General features: G+C 72.1%; 16 protein-coding genes and 1 tRNA gene. 1 reads left to right on the top strand and 16 read right to left on the bottom strand.

Annotated features, from left to right (window positions below; all coding sequences use genetic code 11):
* Positions 1 to 21: 21 nt before the first annotated feature.
* From LADH09A_RS07730 to LADH09A_RS07720, 3 genes are all read right to left on the bottom strand, one after another.
* On the bottom strand, positions 22 to 780 hold the full coding sequence (locus LADH09A_RS07730) for a Bax inhibitor-1/YccA family protein (RefSeq protein WP_238644187.1): 759 nt from the start codon (positions 778 to 780) through the stop codon (positions 22 to 24).
* Between the two features lie 159 nt (positions 781 to 939).
* A complete protein-coding gene (locus tag LADH09A_RS07725) occupies positions 940 to 1,755 on the bottom strand; it encodes a Bax inhibitor-1/YccA family protein (RefSeq protein ID WP_238644186.1) in 816 nt (271 codons plus the stop codon).
* Positions 1,756 to 1,863: 108 nt separating this feature from the next.
* Positions 1,864 to 1,944 (bottom strand) — tRNA-Leu (locus LADH09A_RS07720).
* Between the two features lie 101 nt (positions 1,945 to 2,045).
* On the opposite strand from LADH09A_RS07720, the gene LADH09A_RS07715 reads away from it, so the two are divergent.
* Complete coding sequence (locus LADH09A_RS07715; protein WP_238644185.1) at positions 2,046 to 3,905, top strand: hypothetical protein; 1,860 nt, start codon at positions 2,046 to 2,048, stop codon at positions 3,903 to 3,905.
* 163 nt (positions 3,906 to 4,068) lie between these two features.
* On the opposite strand, the gene LADH09A_RS07710 is transcribed toward LADH09A_RS07715, so the two are convergent.
* From LADH09A_RS07710 to LADH09A_RS07650, 13 genes are all read right to left on the bottom strand, one after another.
* On the bottom strand, positions 4,069 to 5,400 hold the full coding sequence (locus LADH09A_RS07710) for an NAD(P)/FAD-dependent oxidoreductase (protein WP_238644184.1): 1,332 nt from the start codon (positions 5,398 to 5,400) through the stop codon (positions 4,069 to 4,071).
* Between the two features lie 102 nt (positions 5,401 to 5,502).
* Complete coding sequence (locus LADH09A_RS07705) at positions 5,503 to 6,063, bottom strand: hypothetical protein (RefSeq protein WP_372492248.1); 561 nt, start codon at positions 6,061 to 6,063, stop codon at positions 5,503 to 5,505.
* Positions 6,064 to 6,174: 111 nt separating this feature from the next.
* Complete coding sequence (locus LADH09A_RS07700) at positions 6,175 to 7,617, bottom strand: DUF58 domain-containing protein (protein WP_238644182.1); 1,443 nt, start codon at positions 7,615 to 7,617, stop codon at positions 6,175 to 6,177.
* A complete protein-coding gene (locus LADH09A_RS07695) occupies positions 7,617 to 8,624 on the bottom strand; it encodes an AAA family ATPase (RefSeq protein ID WP_238644181.1) in 1,008 nt (335 codons plus the stop codon). Before LADH09A_RS07695 ends, LADH09A_RS07700 begins: the two co-directional genes overlap by 1 nt.
* Positions 8,624 to 9,208, bottom strand: coding sequence for a hypothetical protein (locus LADH09A_RS07690; RefSeq protein ID WP_238644180.1), 585 nt, complete (start codon positions 9,206 to 9,208; stop codon positions 8,624 to 8,626). Before LADH09A_RS07690 ends, LADH09A_RS07695 begins: the two co-directional genes overlap by 1 nt.
* Before the next feature lie 57 nt (positions 9,209 to 9,265).
* Positions 9,266 to 10,051, bottom strand: a complete 786-nt coding sequence (locus LADH09A_RS07685) for a DUF4129 domain-containing protein (RefSeq protein WP_238644179.1) — start codon at positions 10,049 to 10,051, stop codon at positions 9,266 to 9,268.
* Between the two features lie 21 nt (positions 10,052 to 10,072).
* Positions 10,073 to 10,813 carry a uracil-DNA glycosylase gene (locus tag LADH09A_RS07680; protein ID WP_274529166.1) on the bottom strand — a complete coding sequence of 247 codons (741 nt, stop codon included), beginning with the start codon at positions 10,811 to 10,813 and terminating at the stop codon, positions 10,073 to 10,075.
* Positions 10,806 to 11,492, bottom strand: coding sequence for a dienelactone hydrolase family protein (locus LADH09A_RS07675; protein WP_238644178.1), 687 nt, complete (start codon positions 11,490 to 11,492; stop codon positions 10,806 to 10,808). The genes LADH09A_RS07680 and LADH09A_RS07675 overlap by 8 nt, the downstream gene beginning before the upstream one ends.
* A gap of 199 nt (positions 11,493 to 11,691) precedes the next feature.
* A complete protein-coding gene (locus LADH09A_RS07670) occupies positions 11,692 to 12,360 on the bottom strand; it encodes an LppU/SCO3897 family protein (protein WP_238644177.1) in 669 nt (222 codons plus the stop codon).
* 130 nt (positions 12,361 to 12,490) lie between these two features.
* The gene (locus tag LADH09A_RS07665) at positions 12,491 to 13,519 is read right to left on the bottom strand and encodes an HAAS signaling domain-containing protein (RefSeq protein ID WP_238644176.1); all 1,029 of its coding nucleotides are present in this window, start codon (positions 13,517 to 13,519) and stop codon (positions 12,491 to 12,493) included.
* Positions 13,516 to 13,848 carry a PadR family transcriptional regulator gene (locus LADH09A_RS07660; RefSeq protein WP_109820301.1) on the bottom strand — a complete coding sequence of 111 codons (333 nt, stop codon included), beginning with the start codon at positions 13,846 to 13,848 and terminating at the stop codon, positions 13,516 to 13,518. Before LADH09A_RS07660 ends, LADH09A_RS07665 begins: the two co-directional genes overlap by 4 nt.
* A 191-nt stretch (positions 13,849 to 14,039) precedes the next feature.
* A complete protein-coding gene (locus tag LADH09A_RS07655; protein ID WP_238644322.1) occupies positions 14,040 to 14,981 on the bottom strand; it encodes a Ppx/GppA phosphatase family protein in 942 nt (313 codons plus the stop codon).
* A gap of 22 nt (positions 14,982 to 15,003) precedes the next feature.
* Complete coding sequence (locus LADH09A_RS07650; protein ID WP_238644175.1) at positions 15,004 to 16,044, bottom strand: ArsR/SmtB family transcription factor; 1,041 nt, start codon at positions 16,042 to 16,044, stop codon at positions 15,004 to 15,006.
* Positions 16,045 to 16,059 lie beyond the last annotated feature (15 nt).

Here is a 16,059-nt window from a genome sequence, read left to right as displayed (position 1 = left end):
GGCCGGCACCGAGCGCGCCGGTCAACGGCGCAGGTAGCTGAGCAGCCGCAGCAACTGCCAGTAGAGGAAGACCAACCCGGTGAGCAGGCCGAACGCGCTCAGCCACGCGTACCGGCGGGGTCGACCGTCGCGCACCGAACGCTCGACGAGGTCGAAGTCGAGGATGAAGCTGAACGCCCCGGCGATGATGGCCACCACCGAGAAGGCGTACGGCAGCCAGCCGACCTCCCCGCTGACGCTGTAGACCTCCAGCCCCGGTCGTCCGGAGATCAGGTACGACACCAAATTGACGACACTGAGCACGGCGATGCCGAGCAACGTGCCGATCACCAGACGGGCCAGCCGGGGCGTCGCCCGGATCACCCGGGCCCGATAGAGCGCCGCCATACCGAGGAAGACGCCGAAGGTGCCAGCCACCGCCTGCACCACGATGCCGGGGTAGACCTGCTCGAACGTGCGGCTCGCCACCCCCAGCAGCAGGCCCTGGAGCAGGGCGTAGCCGACGATCGGCACCGGGTTGGTGATCCCCCGCAGGGAGATGACCAGGACCAGCGCGATCGAGGCGAGGGCGCTGCCGGCCAGTGCGGCACCCAGCCAGGCCACGTCGGGGATCACCGCCCAGGACACCGCCGCGGTCGCGCCGGTGACGACCAGCAGTCCGACGGTACGGACAACCACGTCGTCGACCGTCATCGGCTCGACGTCACGGGAGCCGAGCACCCGGGCCTCCACCCGACCGGTCTCGTCCAGCCGGTTGAGCACCGGGTTGTTGCTGCGCACCGCCGCCTCCTTCGCCCGCGTACCCCCAGGGCCTGTGTCCTTGACGTCACTCTGCCCCGGGCGGCCCGGCGCTGGCGGCGAAACGGCGGGCCCGGGGCGAACGACGGCGCCCGCCCCCGCCAGAGCGGGAGCGGGCGCCGGTCGGCAGCGCGGACGAGGTCAGTCGTCGCCCTGGAAGAAGCTCAGCAGGCGCAGGATCTCGATGTAGAGCCAGACCAGGCTGACCAGGATGCCGAACGCGGCCACCCAGGAGTAGCGCTGCGGCAGGCCCATGCGGACGCCGTCCTCGATCTCCTTGAAGCTGAGCACGAAGCTCAGCGAGGCGACCACGATGCAGACCAGGCTGAACCCGATCGCCAGCGGGCTGCCGTCACGCAGGCCCGTGTTGACGCCGAACATGGCCAGCACGAAGTTGATCAGCATGACGGCGAAGAGGCCGGTGATGACCGCGATCATGCCCTTGACGAAGGCCGGGGTGGCCCGGATGACCTTCGCCTTGTAGAGCATCGCCATCAGGAAGAAGATGCCGAAGCTCGCCGCGGCGGCCTGGAGCACGATGCCGTCGTAGCGGTTCTCGAACGCCTTGCTGACCATGCCGACGAAGACGCCCTCGACGAGCGCGTACGCGATGACCAGCGCCGGGTTGGCCATCCGGGAGAACGAGATGATCAGGCCGAGGACCAGGCCGACCACCGCCGCGCCGATCCAGGCGGTGCCGACCAGCGCGTCGGGCACGAGCACCCAGGCGGCTGCGGCGGTGATGCCGAGGATGCCGAGCAGAGCGACCGTCTTGACGACCACGTCGTCGACGGTCATGGGCGCCACGGTGGGCGGCGCAGCCGGGTAACCGGCCTGGGACGGGTACTGCTGGGGAATGCCGGGCTGTCCGTACGGCCCGGCCGGGGCGTACCCGGCGGAGCGCTCCCGCTCGGCCGCCTGGCCGAGCCGGGCGAGCACCGGGTTCGAGGTCTTCACTGTCTGGCCTCCCTCAGGGGGTCGTGTGCACGTGAACGTGCCCTCCAAGAGTAAACGGCGCAGCCAAGTCCTGGTGATCACGAATGAGAATGCGTGCGAGCCGACCGGTGCCCGGGGCGGGGGTCGAACCCGCACGCCTTTCGGCAGCCGCTTTTAAGGCGGCCGTGTCTGCCTTTCCACCACCCGGGCGGGTGGCACCGGCGCGCCGACACGCACGGTGCAATGTCACCGTAGCGGGTCTACGGCGACCCGACGTACCCCGTGGGGCCGGTCACATTAGGGTCGATGCCGTGAGCAGCGCAGCCCCCACGGCCCCCGACGCCGCCCCTGATCAGGCCTTCCGCCTCGCCGATCAGGTCAACCGCCGGCCCCGGGCCGTTCGGCTCCTGGCCGCCGTCCGTCGGCACCGGGTGGATCTGCTGGCCGCTCTGGTCTGCGCGGTGCTGGCCGGCTGGGTCACCCATGGGCTGTGGCCCGACCCGGCCGGCCGCACGATGGCCCTCAACCCGGAGGACCAGGCCCTCTACGAGTGGTTCCTGGCGGTCGACGCCCGCGCGCTGCTCGGGGACTTCGGCCTGCTCACCGACCGGCTCAACGCCCCCGACGGCGTCAACCTGATGGCCAACACCACGGTGATCGCGCTGGGCATCGTCTTCGCGCCGGTCACCCTGCTGCTCGGCGCGCCGGTCACCTTCGCGTTGATCGCCGCCGCCAACCTCGCCGGCACCGCCTTCGCCTGGTACCTGCTGTTCCACCGGGCGCTGCGCGCCCGCCGGCTCGCCGCCGCGCTCGGCGGAGGGCTCTGCGGGTTCGGCCCAGGCATGATCTCCCAGACCAACAGTCACCTGCACATGACCGCCCAGTGGCTGGTGCCGGTGATCGTCTGGCTGGTGGTCCGACTGCTGCGGGCGTCCGACCCGGGGCCGACGACACGCGACGCGGCCGGTCGCGACCGGTCCCCCGGGCCGGATCGCCGGCGGATGCTCACCTCCGCGGCGGGGCTGGCCGCCGCGGTCACCGCACAGGTGTTCATCGGTGAGGAGGTGCTCTTCCTCGCCGCCGTCACGTTGCTGGTGATGGCGGTCAGCTACGCCGTGGCGGACCGGGAGCTGGCCCGCCGGGCGCTGCCCGGCTTCGCCGCCGGGCTGGCGGTCGCCGCCGGGCTCGCCCTGCTGGTGCTCGGCTATCCGCTGTGGTTCCAGTTCGCCGGCCCGCAGGGGGTCGCCGACGGGATGTTCGCCCCGGCCTACTTCTCCGCCGACCTGAGCAGCTGGTGGACGGTCTCCCCCCTGTCGGTGGCCGGCAGCGACCAGTCCGCCCGGCTGACCACCGGCCCGGCCGAGTACAACACCTTCCTCGGCTGGCCCCTGCTGCTGGTCGCCGCGGTCTGCGCGATCTGGGCCGGGCGACGCCGGCTGGTCTTCGCCTGCGTCGTGGCGGGCCTCGTGATGGGTGCGTTGTCGCTCGGCCCGGAGGTGGTGCTCGGCGGCACCAAGACCGCACTGCCCGGCCCGTACCGACTGATCGGCGGGCTGCCGGTGGTGGACGGCGCGTTGCCGATGCGATTCGCGCTGGCGTTGCTGCCGATCATCGCGACGCTGCTGGTGCTGGCGGTCGACCGGGCTCTGCGCAGCACCGGACGGACACGACGGCTCGTGCCCCTGGCCGTCGGTGCGGCACTGCTACCGATCTTCCCGACCCCGCTGCCGACCGCCGACCGACCCGCCGTGCCGGAATTCGTCACCGGCGGCCACTGGCGGCAGTGCGTACGCCCCGGCGGGGTGCTGGTCCCGGTGCCGCTTCCGACGCCCAAGGAGCCCTGGCCGATGCGCTGGGCAACCGCCGCCGACGCCGCCTTCGGCCTGCCGGAGGGGTTCTTCATCGGCCCGTACGGGCGGCGCGGGAAAGCGGCGATGGGCACCTTCAAGCAGCCCACCTCGGCCCTGCTGGCGGACGTCGCCCGGCGCGGCGACCAACCGGCCATCGGCGACGAGCAGCGCCGTCAGGCCGCACGGGACGCCGACTTCTGGAACGCCTCCTGCGTCGCGTTGACCGACGACGCCCCGCACGCCGAGAGTCTGCGCGCGACCCTGGAACAGCTCTACGGCCCCGCCACCCGGATAGCCGACGCCTGGATCTGGCGAGTCTGACCCCACCCCACCCCGCCCCCGCCCGGGTCGATCATCGAGTTGTGGTGGGTGACAAAGCGCCCGCTGTGGAACCAAACCGGCACCACAACTCCTTGATCGACGGGGGCTGTCGGCACGAAAGGGCCCCTCCTGGTCAGGAGGGGCCCTTTCGTACACCCGAGGGTCAGACGCGCGGCGCGCCGACCGGCTGGGACGCCTCGACGAACTCCTCGCGCGGGTCGTGCAGCTGCCCGAGGGCGACCACCTCACGCTTGAGGAAGAAGGCCAACGACCAGTCCACGACCACCCGGACCTTGCGGTTGAACGACGGGATCCGGCTCATGTGGTACGTCCGGTGCATGACCCACGCCGGCCAGCCGGTCATCTTGATCCCGTACACCTGGGCGACGCCCTTGTGCAGGCCGAGGCTCGCGACGCTGCCGACGTGCTTGTGCTTGTAGTTGACCGGCTCACGGCCCCGGATCACGGCCGTGATGTTGTCGGCCATCCGGGCGGCCTGGCGCACCGCGTGCTGGGCGCTCGGCGAGCAGAAGTTGCCCGGCTCCTTGGTGAGGTCCGGAACGGCGGCGCAGTCGCCGGCGCTCCACGCGCCCTCGACCACCTGGTCGCCGTCGACCACCTGGAGAGTGGGCAGGCAGGTGATCCGCCGACGGTCGTCGCGCGGGAAGTCGGTCGAGTCCAGCATCGGCGACGGCTTCACGCCGGCCGTCCACACGATCGTGTCGGACCGGAAGCTGTCACCGTCGGAGAGCTTGACCACCCCGTCGACGCAGGACTCGAGCCGGGTGTCCAGCCGGATGTCCATGTTGCGCTTCATCAACTGCTGGACGGTGTAGGCACCCATGTCCCGGTCGACCTCGGGCAGCACCCGCTGGGTCGCCTCGACCAGCACCCAGCGCACCTCGTCCTGCTTGAGCTCCGGGTAGTAACGCAGGGCGTCGCGAGCCATGTCCTCCATCTCGGCGAGCGCCTCGATGCCGGCGTACCCACCGCCCACGAAGGTGAAGGTCAGCGCCGCACGACGGACATCCGGATCCGGCGTGGCCGCAGCCACGTCGAGCCGGTCCAGTACGTGGTTGCGCAGGTAGATCGCCTCGCCGATGGTCTTGAACCCGATGCCCTGCTCGTGCAGGCCGGGGATCGGCAGAGTGCGGGAGACCGAACCCGGCGCCACGATCACGTGGTCGTAGGTGATCTCCCGTGGCGGGCCGCTGATCGGCTGCACGGTGGCCACCTTGCGGTCGTGCTCGATCCGCGTGACCGTGCCGGCCACCATCTTGCACCGACGCAACTCCCGCCGCAGGGGCACCACGGAGTGCCGCGGGGAGATGTTGCCCGCCGCCGCCTCGGGCAGGAACGGCTGGTAGGTCATGTGCGGCTGGGGATCCACCACCATGACCTCAGCCTCACGGGAGCTGAGCTTCTTCGACAGGCGCAGCGCCGCGTACAGACCAACGTGCCCGGCACCCACCACAAGGATCCGCTTCGGATTCACGTTGTCTATCTTTCCCCGGCCGGCTCAGGTAATCCCGCTCGCGGCCCCCATCTGTGACGGAGCACAACCCATGTGACCTGCGTAACCCTCAGGTCGCAGCGGTCACCGTCGTCGCAGCAGCCAGCCCAGCAACGCTGCCGTACCCACCGCCAGCAGCAGCCCCAGCACGGTGACCCACTGGTATCCGGCCTCCCCACCCGTGCCCGCGGCCTGCAACAACAGCACCCCCAGCACGGCGGTGCCCAGCAGGACGGCCGCCGACCGCAACAACCATCGGGTGATCAGCTCGGGGTCCACCACGGCGTCGTAGGGCAACAGCGCGGCCAGCGCGCAGAGGGTGTGCGCCAGGTAGAGAAGGGCGGCGAGGGCGAGGAGACGCCAGAGGGCGACCGGACGGCCGTACCCGTCAGTGGCCAGCAGCCAGCCGCCAACCGTGACCAATGCCGTGAAGGTCGCCCACACCCGGCGCGGGCCGAACGCCGGCAACAGGGCGGCAACCGTCAGGAAAAGGATCGGTCGGCCGGCGAGCACCTCCGAGGGGAAGGCGAGGACGAACCCGGCGAGCACGGTGGCGAAGATCCCGGCCCGCACCAGCAGCGGAGCGGCGCTGATCCGGGTCACCGCATTCTGGAACGCCCGGACCCGCCCGCTGACAGCGTCGATCATCTGCGCCTCCGGACGTTCGCGACTGCGGGGCTCGCAAGCTCACTCCTCGCGCTCACCGCGCTCGCCTTTCGTTCGCGACTGCGGGGCTCGCAAGCTCACTCCTCGCGCTCACCGGCCACCCACCCTTGGGGCCGTCGCCAGCCGGGCCACGTCCCGCAGCACCTGGTCCAGGCTGCCGGCGCCGGCCCAGCGCACCACGGGGACGCCGTGCTCCCGGAGCTGCCCGATCATGATCTCTCGGTCCAGACGCCACAGCCGGTATGCCACCTCGGCCCAGCCCCGGTCCTTCGGCGACGACAGGTCGGTCGGCAACGTGTCGACCGCCACCACGAACCGGCCGGCCCGGGCCAGCCGGGCGAGCATCTGCGCCGACCGTTCGTCCAGCAGCGGGGTGAGCACCACCACCAACGCGTCCGAGGAGAGCAGTTGCGGGCCGAACACCTGGTCGTACGGCTCGTGCGAGGACGACGTCACGCGTACGTCGAGCAGCCACTCCAGGACCGTCAGGTACTGCCGTCGCCCGGCCGCCGGGCGCAGCCGACGGGCCGACGGGCCGTACTCCAGCAGGGAGACCCGGTCGCCACGGTGCAGGTAGTGCTCGGCGATCGCGGCGGTGGCCCGGACGGTGGTGTCCAGCACCGAGGCGGCGCCGCCCACCCCACCGGAACGGCCGGCCTCGGCCAGCACGTCGAGCAGCACCACCACCTCCGCGTCCCGGTCGGAGAGCGTGGCCGCCACGTGCAACTGCCGGGCCCGCAGCGACACCCGCCAGTCGATGCGGCGCAACCGGTCCCCGGGAGCGAAGATCCGTACGCCGGCCAGTTCGCCGCCCTCACCGGGCCGCCGCGAGTGGTGCGCCCCGACCAGACCGGCGGCGCGGGGCATCGCCTCCACCGCCTCGAACGGCTCGGTACGCGGGTACACCCGCACGCGGACCGGCTCGATGATCACCGCGCGGGAGACCAGCAGGCCGCCAGCCGTCGCGACCCGCGCACCGGCCGGGCCGACCGCGTGCCGACCCCACCGCAGGGCACGGCCGACCAGTTCCAGGTCCACCGCCGACCCGGTGGGAACCGACGTCACGAACGGCCGGTCGGCGGCCGAACGGCTCGTGCCGCTGGCCGGATCCTGGCCGGTCGGCGTCGCGGCCGAAGGTGGCACGTCGTCACCGGCGGCACCGTCCCGGGCGAACCCGGCCCGGAAGATCCGCAGCCACGGCGACACGCGGGTACGCAGCACCACCAGGTCGTAGTCGACCGTGTCCGGGTTGCCGACGCTCACCGCCGCCGTCACGTCGCCGCCCTCGACCAGCGGCCCGTCGTCGCCCGGAGTGATCCACACCTGGGGCAACGCCGTGGGGCGTCGGCGCAGCGCGTACGCGGTGCCCAGCGCGAACGGGGCGGCCAGCACGATCAGGTCGACGCGCCCCAGCAGCACCCCCGCCACCAGCAGCAGGCCGGCCAGCAGCACCGCCCGACCGAGCGCCGGGGTGGGTGCCCAGCCGGCAGCCGGCTCCGGTTCGGTGGATCTCGACACGGTCGGTCCGGTCATCAGTGCCGGGGCCCGCCGGCGGCGTAGCTGGGCAGGGCGCCACTGGCCGGGGCGGGGGTCGCTTCCAGCACCTCGCCGACCACGAACGCCGGGTCGACCCGACGCAACCACATCTCCGGGCGCAGGGTGATCCGGTGGGCCAGGGCGGGCGCGGCGACCTCCTTGACGTCCTCCGGCACCACGTAGTCGCGCCCGCCGAACACGGCGCGCACCCGGGCCAGCAGCAGCAGTGCCAGCGATCCGCGAGGCGAGGCTCCGACCAGCACCGACGGGTGCTCCCGGGTCGCCGCCGTGAGGGACACGATGTAGCGGCCGATGGAGTCCTCCACCACCACGTCCTCCAGGGCGGCCTGCATGGCGCGCAGTGTGGCCGCGTCGACCACCGCCTTGATGTCCGCCTCCTCGCGGCGACGGCTCATCCGACGGCGCAGCACCTCCCACTCCTCCTCGTGCTGCGGGTAACCGAAGGAGACCCGCAGGAGGAACCGGTCGAGCTGGGCCTCGGGCAGCGGATACGTGCCCTCGTACTCGATCGGGTTGGCCGTGGCCAGCACGTGGAACGGCTCGTCCAGCTTGTAGGTCACACCCTCCACCGAGACCTGCTTCTCCTGCATCGCCTCCAGCAGCGCGGACTGCGTCTTCGGCGGCGTCCGGTTGATCTCGTCGGCGAGGAGCAGGTTGGTGAAGACCGGGCCGGCCCGGAAGGTGAAGTCGCCGTTGCGCTGGTCGTACAGGAACGAGCCGGTGACGTCGGCGGGCAGCAGGTCGGGGGTGAACTGCAACCGACGGAAGTCCAACCCGAGCGCCTGGGCGAACGAGCGTGCGGTCAGCGTCTTGCCCAATCCGGGCAGGTCTTCCAGGAGAACGTGCCCGCCCGCGAGGATGCCGGCGAGGACCAGCTCCAACGCGTCCCGCTTACCGACCACGACGGTGCCGACCGCGTCCAGGACCGCCCGAGCCAGGTGGCCGACCTCGGCGGGGGCAATGCTCCGGTCCACGTCGTTCATCAGATCTTCTCCAGTTCGGCGACGATCACCGCGAGGTCGCGCGGCGACGGGGTGCGGCGAGGCGGGGTCTCCAGGAACGTCCACAGCCGGTCACCCAGCAGGACGCGGGCGCGGGCCGGATCCGACTCGCGGGTGACGCCGTGCTTCAGGCGCATCCGCTCGTCGGCCAGTTCACCGATGCGGGGCAGGACCACCCCGCTGAAACGTTCGGGCCGGGTGTTGGACCAGTCCAGGGGCCATTCCCAGCGATTGATCGCGCTGTTCAGCGCGTCCCGGGCAGCCCAGTTGTAACTGCCGTCCTCCTCACCCGACCCGGTACGGGAACCGGCCGGCGGCGGGGGTGGCGGCGCGAGCAGGGCGGTGACCCGGCGAACCGCCAGCACGGCGAGGACACCGGCGATCAGCACGGGCAGCGAGACCTGGAGACCGACCGCGCGCAGGCCCACGAGCAGCACCGCGACCACCGCGGCGGCCCACGCGAGCGAGCGCAGCACCGGGCGCCACCGGGAGGCGCGCGGCCGCGGGCCGGTCGGCGCGGCCTCCTCCTCGAACGCGAGCAGGTCGTCGATGCTGGTGCTACTCATGCCCTACACCTCTGGTTCGCGACTGCGGGGCTCGCAGACCCGGCTCACTCCTCGCGCTCACGGGGTCACCACCGCGGTGAGTTCGCCGCGCAGCCGGCGCAGCGCGGCGCGCGCCTGGTCGCGGGTGCGTTCGCCGACCGGGCGGGTCGCGTACCGGGCCTCCCGGTAGACGTGCGCGAACTCGTTCAGCACGTCGGTGCTGACGATCGCCGGCACGCCGGCCTCCGGGTCGCCCCGCAGCAGCCGGCTGACCAGGTCGGTGGGGGTGTCCCCGGCGAGGCGTGGCACGCCGGCCGTGGCGGCGGCCTCCTCCAGGCGCACCCAGCAGGCGATCACTGCCACCCGGGGGTCGGTGTCGGTGTCGTCGAGTTCCACCAGGCCGGCGTCGAGGGCGGCGACCACGTCCCGGGCGGTGCCCTCGGCGCTACGCCGGGCCCGCTGCGTCGGCAACGTCCGGGTGGTGCGGCGCAGCGCACCCCGGATCAGGATCCAGGTCAGGTAACCGAGGGCCGCGAGGATGGCCAGCCCGAGCAGGACCATCGCCACGGTGGCGATCCACTGCGGTATGTGCGCCTGGGTGGCCTCACCGGCGTCGCGCGGCTCGACCGGGATCGACGGTGACGGCTCGACGGTCGGGTACTCGGGCACCCAGGGGACGTTCTCCGCGGCCGGCGGGATCCGGCTGGCCCCGATCGACGAGTGGGCGGACGCCAGTGCCGCACCGGCGAGCAACGCGGCGACCGCGCCGACCGGCCACCACCGGCGGAGCAGGCCGAGCGCCGGGCGCAACACCCCCTGCTCGACGGCAGGGGACGGCGTGGGCGGGCGTGTTCCGTCTGTCATCGCCACCGCCCCACGCGTGTCTCAGTCCACCCCGGCCAGCTGTTTAGCCTGGCCGAAGACGTCGTCCAGCATCTCTGGTGTCAGCCGCCCGGTGAAGGTGTTCTGCTGGCTGACGTGGTAGCAGCCCAACAGGTCCGGAGCGGCCGTGCCGGACCAGTGTGCCCCATGACCGAACGCCGGTCGCGGGCTGGGCGGGCGCAGCCCGTACACCTGACGGAGCACCGGCCACCACGCGGCCCAGGCGAACGCGCCGAGCGCGACCACGACGCGCAGCGTGGGCCGGATCAGCGTGACCTCCCGGTGCAGCCAGGGTGCGCAGGTGTCGCGCTCCTGCGGCGTCGGCTTGTTGTCCGGCGGAGCACATCGGACGGCCGAGAAGATCCGGATGTCCCGCAGGGTGAGCCCGTCGTCGGCGGCGACGCTGGTCGGCTGGTTGGCCAGCCCGGCCCGGTGCAGCGCGGCGAACAGCACGTCGCCGGACCGGTCACCGGTGAAGATCCGACCGGTGCGGTTGCCGCCGTGCGCGGCGGGCGCCAGCCCGAGGATGGCGATCCGCGCGTCGGCGGTGCCGAAACCCGGCACCGGCCGGCCCCAGTATTCCTGGTCGCGGAAGGCGGCCCGGCGGGTGCGTGCCACCTCCTCCCGCCACTGGACCAGCCGGGGGCAGGCAAAACAGTCGCTGACACCCGCGTCGAGGTCGGCCAGGTCGGTCGCCCGCGCTGCGCGGGCGACCACCTGCTCGGGGGTACGCGACTCAGCCAAGCTTCGCCCGGAAGAGTTCCAGGGTGCGGGCAAAGGCGCTGGCTGCGGCACGCTGGTCGAACGCCTCCGGCCGGTCGTCGTTGAAGAAGGCGTGCGAGGTGCCCGGGTAGTCGTAGAGGTGGCAGTCACCGCCGGCCTCCTCGATGGCCCGGCGGGCGGTCTGTACGCCCTCGGCGGTCGAGGTGCCGTCCTCTTCGGAGCAGTGGATGACCGCGGCCTTGCCGGCGTAGTCGGCCCAGTCGGGGCGCATCGACTCCCACGGCAGCACGGGATAGAAACCGGCGGTCGCGACGATCCGCTCGGAGATGGTGGCTGACCACAGGGCGAGGCTGCCACCGGCGCAGAAGCCCACGGCACCGACCTTACCGGTCACCTCCGGACGCCCCGCGAGATAGTCGGCCGCGCCGGCGATGTCCTTCGCCGCCTCGTCCATCCGCATCGCCATCAGGAGCCGCTGCGCCTCGTCCGGCTCGCTGGTCGTCTCACCGTGGTAGAAGTCCGGGGCGAGGGCGACGAAACCAGCCTCGGCGAACCGGTCCGCCACCGACCGGATGTGCGGGACGAGGCCCCACCACTCCTGGATGACGATGACGGCAGGGCTGGCCATGCCGCTGGCGGGTATCGCGAGATACCCCTCGCTCATGCCCCCGTTGCTGCGGTAGCTCACCATTTCGCCCATGGGCCGTCCTCCTAGCGGTCAGTCATCGTTGGCTGGTCGCCCAGTGGTCCTACGTGCCGGTAGCCTGCCACGCCACGCGGCCCTCGGGAAGACGCCGGAACAGTGGCATTCACCTCCTGTTCGCCGGCCGGTGACTGCGGGTACGCCGACGGCGGCGGGATCTGCTCCCGCCGCCGTCGATGCCGGCCTGGCCCGTCGGTCAGGCCTTCTTGGTCAGACAGAGCACGTAGCCCGATTTGCCCGGCTCGATGCTGGAGAAGATGTAGCCCTCCTGGTCGTTCTGGAAGAACTGGTCGCAGGAGGTGCCGGCCTTGGCCTGGGCCTCGCTCTGGTCGTTCACCCGACCGACCACGGTGTACGCCGCGTCGGTCGAGGTGCACTCGACGACCTTGGCACCGTCGACCTTCTCCTGCGCGGTCCCCGTGATCTCCGGCAGCTCGGCGATGCAGTCGCCGGCCTTGGCGTCGGCGGTCTCGTCCTTGTTGAAGAAGCCGCCGATCGCCGAGGCGAGGCCGAACTTCAGGCCGGCGACGACCACGATCGCGAGGATCGCGCCGACGATGCCCAGAGCCTTCATCCCACCGGACTTCTTCGCCTCCGGCTCAGCCGTCGCCGTGGCGGTCGCGGGCGGCACGGCCGCACCCGACGTGCTGGCCTGCGGGTCCGCCGCATCCGGCTTGGCCGCCTGCGGGTCGGCCGCATCCGGCTTGGCCGCCTGCGGGTCCGCCGCACCCGACGTGGTGGCCTGCGGGTCGGCCGCATCCGGCTTCGCCGCCTGCGGTTGGGCCGGCGTCGGTTGCGGCGTCTCGACGGCCGGCTGGGGTGCTGCGGCGTCGGGCGCGGAGGGCGGTGCGACCTGGTCTGACACGGAGGGTCCTTCCGAGGGGTTGATGAGCAGACGACACCGTAACGATCATTGATTTACGGTGCCGTCCCGCTCGCCTCGTCCGTTCAGGTATTTCCCAGCTTCAACGACATGATCCAGTTCACACCGCGACTCAGCTCGTCGGAGTCGGAGTCGGTGCGTCGCTCGGCGTCACGGTTCCGCTGGCCGTGGGCTGGCCGGTGGGCGTCCCGGTCGGCGTCGGCGTCCCGGTCGGGCCGGGCGTGCTGCTCGGGTCCGGTGAGGTGCTCGGGTCCGGCGTGGTGGTGGGCGCGACGGGTGCGCCTGGTGCCCGGGGCCCGAACGGCGCCTGCTCCGGGCAGTACGGGTACGGCCGCAGCAGTGGATTGTTGCCGTACTCGTCGATGCTGCCACCGCAGTCCGGGTAGCCCAGCCGGATGGGATGGCCGTTCTGGTCGAAGAGCCGGGCGTTCTCCACCAGCCGGCCCTCACTGTCGTAGACGAAGACGTCCCGGATCTGGCCGTACTGACTGTCGACCGAGGTCTGGTCGTAGTAGTAGTCGTTGTCGCGCCAACTCTCGGCGTCGACCAGCCCGGCGAGCGCGAAGACCACCAGCACCGCGCCGCCCACCTGCACCGCCGATCGTGGCCAGCGGGTCAGCCGGGCGGACCTACGGCCGATCCAGATGGAGGCGAGCACGAAGCCGACCAGCATGATCAGACCGGCCAGCAACTCGCCACCGACCCTCGGCAGCAGCCCGGAGTTGCCGCCGCTGGTGACCACGGTGACCAGCATCGCCGCCAGGTAGCCGCGCAGCACCCACCAGCCCGGCCGCAACAACCGGAGGAAGTCGCTGGCCGTCTCGTACCCCAGGGGTGGGCCCAGCCGGGTGTCGATCACTTGCAGCCGGCTGCGGACCCGGGTCAGCGCGGCGGCGACCCGCTGGTCGAGATTCCGCCCACCGCCCCCGGCGGCGGCGCCGGCCGCGGCGCGCAGCTCGGCAGCGTACGTCTCGGGCTCGCCCAGTCGCTCGACGAGAGTGCCCTCGGCCTCGGCGGCGACCTCGGTGAGGTGGTCGGCGAGATCCTCGGTCAGCTCGTCGCGTTGGGTGGGTGGCAGGTCGGCCAGAGCGGCCCGAACCCGCGCCACGTAGTCGGTGATCTCCTGCTCCGTGACGGTCATGCCGCCAGCCCCCGATCGTCGAGCAGACTGTCCATGGTGGTGGCGAACGAGCGCCAGAGCTTGCCGGAGCGGGTCAACTGGTCACGCCCCGCGGCGTTGAGTGAGTAGTACTTGCGGTGCGGCCCGGATTCGCTCGGCACGACGTACGTGGTGAGCAGGCCGGCGGCGAAGAGGCGGCGCAGCGTCCCGTAGACCGAGGCGTCGCCGACCTCCTCCAGGCCGGCTTCGCGCAACCGGCGCAGGATGTCGTAACCGTAGCCGTCCTCCTCCCGGAGCACGGCCAGGACGGCCAGATCGAGCACGCCCTTCAGCAACTGTGTGGTGTCCACGCATTGCAGACTAGTGTGCAATGCGCAGTAGCGTCAACGAAATCGCTCCAACACGCCAAACGAAGCGCGGGCCGCAGGGCGCTTGGACGCTTGATCGTGCTCAATCAAGGATGTAGTGGCCTCAGCGTCGGAGGATGCCACTATTTCCATGATCGAGCGCGATCTAGGCGTGCGGCGAGATCAACGACGGCTCAGCGCATGGCTGACTGGAGGCTCCAGGCGATGCCGTCGAGGATGTCGTGCTCGGAGGCGACCACCGACGGCATCCCGGCCCGCTCCATGATCACGCGAAGTACCAGCGCGCCCGCGCCGATCACGTCGGCCCGGCCCGGGTGCATCACCGGGTTCGCCAACCGCTGCTCACGGGTCTGACCGAGCAGGTCCGCGGTCACCTGGGCGACCGCCTCGTACGACACCCGGGCGTGGTGGATGCGCTCCGGGTCGTACTCCCGCAGGCCCTGTGCGAGCGCGACGACGGTGGTGACCGACCCGGCGAGACCGACCAGGGTGGCCGCCTCGCGGCCGGGCACCACGTCGAGCGCCCGGTCGACGGCGGCCTCGATGTCGGCCTGCGCGGCAGCGACCTGCTCGGGCGTCGGCGGGTCACCGGGCAGGTGCCGTTCGGTCATCCGGACGCAGCCGATGTCCACCGAGATCGCCGCGCGTACGCCGGCGGCCCGGTCACCGACCACGAACTCGGTGGAACCTCCGCCGATGTCGACGACCAGGAACGGCGCCTTCGCGTCGGCCGGGAGCCCGCGCACCGCACCGGTGAACGACAGCCGGGCCTCCTCGTCGCCGGTGACCACCTCGGGCGCTACGCCGAGGGTGCGCTGCACCATCTCTTCGAAGTCGGCGGCGTTGGCGGCGTCGCGGGAGGCCGAGGTGGCACACATGCGGACCCGCTCGGCGCCCAGTTTCTCGATGTCGGCGGCGTACGACGCCAGCGCCACCCTGGTCCGTTCGATCGCCTCCGGTGCCAGCCGGCCGGTGCGGTCCACACCCTGGCCGAGTCGGACGATCTCCATCCGGCGGGTCAGGTCGACCAGCGGCGCCTGCGAACCGGCCGACTCCCCGGGCAGGTCGGCGACCAGCAGTCGGATCGAGTTGGTCCCGCAGTCGATGGCCGCCACACGCGTCGTCACGGCAGCAACCTTACGGCAGGGCGGGCGGCCACCCGGCGGCCTGGCCGGGCGGCGGACCCGCCTCGCAGGAGGCACCCGGCGCGCCCCGCAGCAGATTCGCGCCGAGCGCCGTCAGGTGATGTCGTACGGCCCCGCCCTCCCGCTCGCTGGCCACCAGGCCGGTGGCCCGCAGCGCGGTGGCGTGCTCCGAGGCCGAGGAGAGGCTGATCCCGACGGCCCGGGACAGCTCCGTGGTGCTCATCGCGCCGTCGGCCGCGAGTTGGCGCAGGACCAGCGCCCGGGTGGCGCCGAGCAACCGGCCGAGGGGATCACCTTCAGCCGTGCCCGCGCGCGGAGGCATCGGCGCCGGGTAGACGAGCAGGATCGGGCGACCCGGCTCGACCAGCACCCGGGGCCGGGGTCCGGCCAGCGGGGAGGGCAGCAGGATGAGCCCGTGACCGGTGCCGGGCAGATCCCCGTCCCACCACGTCCGCACCTCCAGCACCGGCTCCCGCCACCGGATCGCCGGGTGCAGGCCCGCGAAGAGGCTGGCCAGGCCGTGCTGCACCAGCCGCTGGCTGGCACAGGTCACCTGCTGGCGGTACCCGGACACCAGATCGGGCCAGTGCGGCGCGAGGACGGCGTCGTACCAGGTGCGGACGGCCCCGCCGAACAGGTTCAGCATCTCCGGGTCGGCCGCGGCGAACCGTCGCCGCAGTGGGGTGGCCGTCACGTCCGCGTACGCCGCGACGACCTCGGCGCGTACCCGTCGTGCCGGGGTGGCCCGAATCGCCTCCAGACCGGCGGCGACCGATTCCACCCCGGCGAAGGGGGTGACGAAATCCGGCAGGCGCCCCCGTGCCGGCAACAGGTGCCGCAGGATCGCGGTGGCAGCCTGGGCGACGCCCGTGCTCTCCACCGCTGCCGCCCGCTCGGCCAGCGCCGGCGCCATGGCCGCCACCGTTGGATCCCGCAGCCACTGACTGGCCAGCAGTGCGGTCCCGACCGGGTGCAGCCGGTCACCGAACCGCACCCGGCAGAGATCCGCCGGCCCGAGTTGGAGGCGAAGCATGGAAACAGCCTGCCC

Origin of the sequence: Micromonospora cabrerizensis (genome assembly GCF_022230955.1) — a bacterium.
GTDB lineage: Bacteria > Actinomycetota > Actinomycetes > Mycobacteriales > Micromonosporaceae > Micromonospora > Micromonospora cabrerizensis.
Note: the sequence above shows the minus strand (reverse complement) of the source record. Positions and strands in the feature narration are given on the sequence as shown.